The organism is Deltaproteobacteria bacterium, from assembly GCA_019308995.1.
In the GTDB taxonomy this organism is placed as follows: Bacteria; Desulfobacterota; Desulfarculia; order Adiutricales; family JAFDHD01; genus JAFDHD01.
This window is the reverse complement of record JAFDHD010000146.1, coordinates 1-6,836: the sequence shown is the minus strand read 5'-3', so window position 1 is coordinate 6,836 and position 6,836 is coordinate 1. Positions and strand designations below refer to the sequence as shown.

The window sequence follows — 6,836 nt, the reverse complement described above, 5'->3', positions numbered from 1 at the left end:
TCACCCTGGCAGGCGCAACATCCCCTTTCGTTACGCCTGTGGGTTAATCTTATCTTCTGTGAACCTGGCAAAAAAATGTTGTCATCACAGCCGGCCAGGACTTCGGAGTGAGTAACAAAAATACTTTCCGCTTGAAAATGTAGTTGTTTATAGGCGCGTTCATAGTAGCCCTGGCCTTTATTGACACATGAAAGACCGGAAATATACGGGCGGGGTTTATCCCCGCCCACTTCCAAAGCTTGAAAACAGTTTCTTTGTCAAATAACCCTACGGCTTCTGCCAAAGGGCCGGGGGCTCGCAATGACATGTCTTTGATATCGTTATAAAATGTCATTGCGAGGAGCCTTAGCCACGAAACAATCTCAATTTTAACACTCCCGGGTTCAGTTAAAAAGAATGTAATTCTGCTAGCCGCTATAAGCCTAAACAAGGGAATCTTTTTCGCGAAAGCCCCCATCCGGCTTTTTGGATCATCTCCCCCAGTCAGTGTTATGTTATCTCGTTTTTATAAACAGTTTCCCCTCCAACCACGGTCCTCAACACCTGGATGTCCTTGATCTTATCAGGCTCGATACTTAGGGGATTATCGGATAGTATAACAAAGTCGGCCAGCTTACCCGCCTCGATGGACCCCTTCAAGTCTTCTTCAAAGCTGCAAAAGGCGGCGTATTCCGTGTAGGCCTTGAGGGCCTCCAGGGGAGAAATCCGTTCCTCCGGACCAAGCACCCTGCCTTGCCGGGTGATCCGGTTCACGGCGTTATGGATGGAGGATAAAGGTTCAACCGGGGTGACTGGAAGGTCCGAGTGCAGGGTGAAAATCAAACCTTCTTTTAAAGAGGACGCTAAGGGGCTGATGCGCTCAGCCCGTTCAGGCCCCAGGAAGATGGAAGCATGGCGGTCTCCCCAGTAGTACACATGGTTCACAAAATAGCTGGGAATTACCCCCAGTCGCTTCATGCGGCGGATGTGATCCCTGGACGCGGTCTGGCAGTGAATAATCATGTGGCGAAGGTCTTGCCCGGGAAATTTGCGATCCGCTTTTTCCAGAGCCAGAAGGCAGGATTCAATGGCGCGGTCGCCATTGGCGTGGATAGCAACTTGCAGGCCCGCGCCATGGTATTTCTCCACGAACCCGTCCAGGACCTCCTGGGTGAAGATTAGTTCGCCCCTGTGATCGGGTTTGTTAAAATACGGCTCTTTAAGGGCGCCGGTCAGGCCCTGAATGGAGCCGTCCTGGAACAGTTTAACTGATCCAAGTTTGAGAAAGTCAGAACCGAACCCCCGGCCCAGGCCCAGTTCGATGAATTTCTGGTAAACAAATTCCAGGATAGTTAAATAGACTCGCAACTTAAGCCGGCCTTCGGCTTCGAGCTCCCGGTAAGCCGTAAAATCCACGGGGGCTAAGTGGCCGACGGCTCCATCGTGAATGCTGGTGATCCCGGCCCGGTGAAAATACTGGATGGCCTTTTGCAAATCGTCCTTGAGTTCAGGCACGGTTTGTCTGGGAATCAGTTGCAAAAACGGCATTATGGCCCCCGGCTCCAGAAGCAGCCCCGTGGGTTCGCCGCGCTCGTCCTTGCGGATCTCACCTCCGGCCGGTTGAGGGGTTTGAGGCCCTAGGCCGGCTATTTCCAATGCCCTGGAGTTAACATACGCCAGATGGCCGGAAATGTGGCTGACGAAAGCAGGGTTCTCTGGACAGGCTTTATCCAGGTCAACCCGCGTCAGGTGCCGATTATCGGTAATAAGAGTATCGTCGTAACCCCATCCTATAACCCATTCACCGGGCTTAAGAGACGCGGCCGTCTCCTTCAACCGGGCTTTCACCTCTTCAATCTCCTGGTTGGGGGGTGTGCCGCAATCAGTGTGCGATAGCCGCACAGCATACATGGACATATGATTATGGGTTTCGATGAAGCCCGGGATCACGGTTTGACCTTCCAGGTCTACCACCCTGGTATCTTCTGCGATCCATTGCCTGATTTCATCATCGCGGCCCACAGCGCAGAAACGATCGCCCATGATGGCGAACGCCGTTGCTTCAGGCGACTGCGGGGCCATGGTTACGATGTTGCCATTAATAAATAACTGGTTTGCTTTCATGTTGATTCTCCTCACATTTTCTATCGAGCGACGCCGCGGCCGGCCTTCACTCGATGCGGTATTAATTTTCAGGGCGTGTCTTGATCCGGTGTAACGCCGGCCGGACGAGATGACAGGCCACCCAGTGTTCGGGGAGGATTTCTAAAAGTTGAGGATCGTCCTCGAAGCACTCTCGCTTAGCGTGGGCGCAGCGCGTATGAAAGCGGCAGCCGGAAGGCGGATTTATCGGGCTGGGCGGGTCGCCTTTCAGGTGTTCCCGCCTGGTCGAACGTTTTATTTCCATGTCAATTGTCGGGACGGCTGAAAGCAGCGCCTGGGTATAGGGATGCAACGGCTCTTTAAACAGCGAGCGGCGATCTGATCTTTCGACAATCTTGCCCAGATACATGACCGCGATCTCGTCGCACATGTGCTGTATTACGGCCATATCATGCGAGATAAAAAGATACGTCAAACCGAGTTCCTTCTGCAGCCGCAGCAAAAGGTTCAAAATCTGTGCCTGTATGGCCACGTCAAGGGCGGACACCGGTTCGTCGCATACGATGAGGTCCGGATGAGAGGCCAGGGCCCGGGCCACGCAAACCCGCTGGCGCTGACCTCCTGAAAACTGGTGCGGATAAGCGGTCCGCTGCTCCGGCCGCAATCCCACCAGATCAAACAATTCCGCGACGCGATCGGCGCGCTGGCGGGACGTTCCAATCTTTTGTATTTTAAGCGGAGTAGCCACAATATCACCGGCGGTGGCTCGCGGGTTCAGGGACGAGTATGGATCCTGGAATATGATCTGCATGCGGCGGCGCAGGCGTCTGAGGTCTTCTTTCTTAAGCGCGGGTATATCCAGGCCGTCGAAAATGATCGAACCCGAAGTCGGTTCAACCAGGCGCAGTATTGATAAGGCGGTGGTGGATTTACCGCAGCCGCTTTCGCCGACCAGGCCGAAGGTCCGGCCGCGCGCCACTTCAAAGCTGATTCCGTCCACCGCAAAAACGGTTTGTCTGGGAGCGAAGATGTGAGTCCGCGGCAGCTGAAAGTGAGTGCAGAGGTCGTTGATCTGAAGCAGAATTAAGTCGGTCATTAAACTGCCTCCACTAACCAGCAGGCCGCCCGGTGGTTTTCTCCGACCTCAAAGTCAGGAGGTTTTTTTTCTCTGCAGCGCGTGGCGCTGTATGGGCAGCGGGGTCTGAAAGAACACCCGGCGTCCAGCAGACTCAAATCCGGAACGATTCCCGGGATTTCCGTCAGCTCCTCCCGGTCCGGACCGGGGTCGGCTTTAAGATCCGGGATGCATTTAAGCAGGCCCTGAGTATAAGGGTGGCGAGGGCTGGTGATGATCTCCCGCACCGGGCCTTCCTCGACCTTGCGCCCGGCGTACATGACCACAACTTGATCCGTGGTTTCGGCAATGACGCCCATGTCATGGGTTATTAAAATAATGGCCGTGCCCATCCTGTTCTGGATATCGAGCAGCAGATCAAATATCTGCGCCTGAACGGTGACGTCTAGAGCGGTGGTCGGCTCATCCGCGATGAGCACGCTGGGCTGGCAGGAAAGGGCCATGGCGATCATGACCCTCTGGCGCATGCCGCCTGAAAGCTCATGCGGATACTGACGGAGCCGTTGCGCGGCTTCAGGGATCTGAACAGCCGCTAAGATTTCAGCCGCCTTATCCAGGGCCTCGGCGCGGGAGGCGTTCTGATGGCGCTCGATGCTTTCAGCGATTTGCATGCCGATGGTAAAGACGGGGTTGAGCGACGTCATGGGCTCCTGGAAGATCATTGAAATATCGTTACCGCGCACGTTTTGCATACGTTTTTCGCTCAGTTCGAGGAGGTTAAGGCCTCGGAGCCGGATTCTGCCTTTTGTGATCTGGCCCGAGGGGGCAGGCACGAGGCGCATGATGGCCAGTGCGGTCATGGACTTGCCGCACCCGCTTTCGCCGACGATCCCTAACGATTCGCCTTGATTTACATGCAGGCCGACATGATCAAGCACACGGAGGGCGCCCTTACGCGTGGCGAAATCAACGCACAAATCCTCGACCTGTAATAAGGGCTTGTTTTCGTTCATAGCTGCCGCAACTTGGGATTCAGCGCGTCATTCAATCCGTCGCCGACCAGACTGATGCTCAACACGGTCAAGAAGATGGCCAGGCCTGGAAATGTGATGGCCCACCATGTGTCCCAGATGTAATCCCTCGAAGCGCCGATCATGTAGCCCCAGCTGAAGGTGTTGGGGTCTCCGAGCCCGAGGAAGCTCAAGGCAGCCTCGAAAAGGATAGCGGCGCCGACACCCAGGGCCATGATCACGATCAATGGCGGAAGGGAGTTGGGCAGAATGACCCGCCACATAATGCTCCGACTGTGCGCGCCCACGGCCCGTTCCGCTAAAACGTATTCACTCTCCTTGATTTTTAAAAATTCGGCCCGGGTCAAACGCCCCACCCCCGGCCAACTGACCACACCGATGGCGAAGATGACAGTCAAGAGGCTCGGTGAAAACAGGGCCACCAGGACCATGGCCAGGAGCAAGGCCGGTAAAACCTGGAAAAATTCCGTGACACGCATCAAGAAGGTGTCAATCCACCCGCCGTAGAAACCGGCCAGGACCCCGATAATGATGCCAATGCTGGCTGAGACTATGGTAGCGGTAAATCCGATCAAAAGAGTGACCCTGGCCCCGTGCACGATACCGGCGAGCACGTCCCGCCCCAGATAGTCGCTGCCCAGCCACAGGCCTTGCTTCGGCGGCGTCATGGGCGCTGACACTATCTCGAAGGGATTGACAGGATACACGCGCGGACCGAAGACGGTCAGGAAGGCGGCCACGACCAGTAACGCCAAGCCCAGGAGCGCGGCCTTGTTGGCGGCGAACATAAGCCAGGCCTCAAGAAAACGTCTTGAAGGCGGCGCGGCGTCTGCAGAGGAATCCAGGGTCCTCATGACATCACCTATTTGATGCGTGGATCGAGCAACCGGTATGACAGGTCTGTAAGAATATTGGCCACCACCACAATCAGGGTTGAGAAAAAAAGAATCCCCATGAGCAGCGGATGATCACGTCTCAGGATTGATTCAAAAGCAAGCTGACCCATGCCCGGCCAACTGAACACGGTTTCCACAACGACCGCCCCGGCAATGAGCTGGCTGAACTGAAGACCAGCCATGGTGACCACAGGCAGCAAGGCATTTTTCAAAGCGTGTTTGTAAACCACGACCTTTTCGTTCAATCCTTTGCTGCGTGCGGTGCGGATGTAGTCGGACCCGAGGACATCGAGCATACTCGCCCGCGTCAGTCGGCTGTATAGCGCAAAGTAGATACTGGATAAAGTTATGGCTGGCAGGGCCAGGTGATGAAGGATGTCAAGCGCTTGATCCAGTATGGTTCCCCCGAAAATTACCTCCCTCATGCCAAAGCTCGGAAAAACCGGGATGAGATAAGAGAACAAGACCAGGAGCATCATCCCCGTCCAGAAGACCGGAGCGGAAAACCCGGCCAGCGAGACGATGGTCACCAGAGGACTGACATACCCCCGGGGTCTTTGAGCCGCAATGACGCCAAGCATGGTGCCCAAAAAAATAGCGAGCAGGAGGGAGGTTATGACCAGCAGAAGCGTTGCCGGAAGCCGTTCTAGGATGACGGCCGTAACCGGCCGGTCATAATTAAAAGACATGCCCAGGTCAAACCTTACCATTTTAGAGATATAGGCTAACAGCTGCCGGGGCGGACTTTTATCGAGGCCGTAGTCAGCTCGGATCTGAGCGATGATTTGCGGGGTGGCGCCGCCCATCTCGCCCACGAGCGTCTCGACCGGATCGCCCGGAGCGAGGTGGATCAGGAAAAAATTCAGGATGATCACCGCGAGCATCAGCAGCACGGCGTAGACAGTACGCTTCAGTATGGCGCTAAAAAATTTCACGCCCCAAAATCACCTTTAAGAACAGATAGAGATGCAGCTTAAGGATGGGCGCGCCAGATGACACGCCCACCCCGGTCTAATGTCTCTACTTGGGCGCGCGTCCCTGCTTCCAGTACAACCCGTCGCCTGGACCCATGAGGCCCCAGATACCGGTGGGCCAGCCCATAAGCTCCTTGTTAAGGAAGGTAAAACTTGCCAATTCATGAATAAAGATCAGCGGCAGTTCATCGGTCACAATCTTCTGGAATTCAACATAGAGCGCTTTGCGCTTATCAAAATTCATCTCCACCGCGGCTTGGTCAAGGATTTCATCAACTCTGGAGTTGCGGTATCCTTGCGTGTTGCTCCAGGGAATATGCTTGATATTGCTGGAAAGGTACAAACGGTGCACGCCAATAATCGGGTCAGGATAGCAAAAAGGAAGATTCATGGTGAGATCGTAATCCCAGGTGGATATCCGCTTTAACCAGGTCCCGAAGTCAGGCGGGGAGCGCAGCTCGATCTTGATACCAACCTTTTGAAACTGCGGCTTCAGATATTCGGCCACAATCTGCTGATCATCAGGAGTACCGGGAATCCAGTCCAGGGTGGCGGAAAAGCGGACGCCGTCAGCCTGGCGAGGGTAACCCGCTTCATCCAGCAGCTTGTTGGCTTTTTCGAGATCAACGTCATACATGTTAACGTCATCCGTGTAAAACGGACTCGAATGATACAGCGGGCCGGTACAGGGTCTTGTGAGGCCGTGGTGCAGCTTCTGAATAATGAAGTCGCGGTCCATGGCATAGGCCATGGCCTGGCGAACCTTGACATTATCAAA

General features: G+C 54.9%; 6 protein-coding genes. All 6 read right to left on the bottom strand.

Features of this window, described 5'->3' with window-relative positions; genetic code table 11:
• Positions 1-489 precede the first annotated feature (489 nt).
• Positions 490-2,103, bottom strand: coding sequence for an amidohydrolase (locus tag JRI95_15690; protein MBW2062984.1), 1,614 nt, complete (start codon positions 2,101-2,103; stop codon positions 490-492).
• Between the two features lie 61 nt (positions 2,104-2,164).
• Positions 2,165-3,178 carry an ATP-binding cassette domain-containing protein gene (locus JRI95_15685; GenBank protein MBW2062983.1) on the bottom strand — a complete coding sequence of 338 codons (1,014 nt, stop codon included), beginning with the start codon at positions 3,176-3,178 and terminating at the stop codon, positions 2,165-2,167.
• A complete protein-coding gene (locus JRI95_15680) occupies positions 3,178-4,170 on the bottom strand; it encodes an ABC transporter ATP-binding protein (GenBank protein MBW2062982.1) in 993 nt (330 codons plus the stop codon). Before JRI95_15680 ends, JRI95_15685 begins: the two co-directional genes overlap by 1 nt.
• Positions 4,167-5,042: an ABC transporter permease gene (locus JRI95_15675; protein ID MBW2062981.1), complete on the bottom strand. Its 876-nt coding sequence runs from the start codon at positions 5,040-5,042 to the stop codon at positions 4,167-4,169. The genes JRI95_15680 and JRI95_15675 overlap by 4 nt, the downstream gene beginning before the upstream one ends.
• 8 nt (positions 5,043-5,050) lie before the next feature.
• A complete protein-coding gene (locus JRI95_15670) occupies positions 5,051-5,968 on the bottom strand; it encodes an ABC transporter permease (protein MBW2062980.1) in 918 nt (305 codons plus the stop codon).
• A 136-nt stretch (positions 5,969-6,104) separates the two neighbouring features.
• The coding region (locus JRI95_15665) for an ABC transporter substrate-binding protein (protein ID MBW2062979.1) at positions 6,105-6,836 on the bottom strand (732 nt) is incomplete at its 5' end.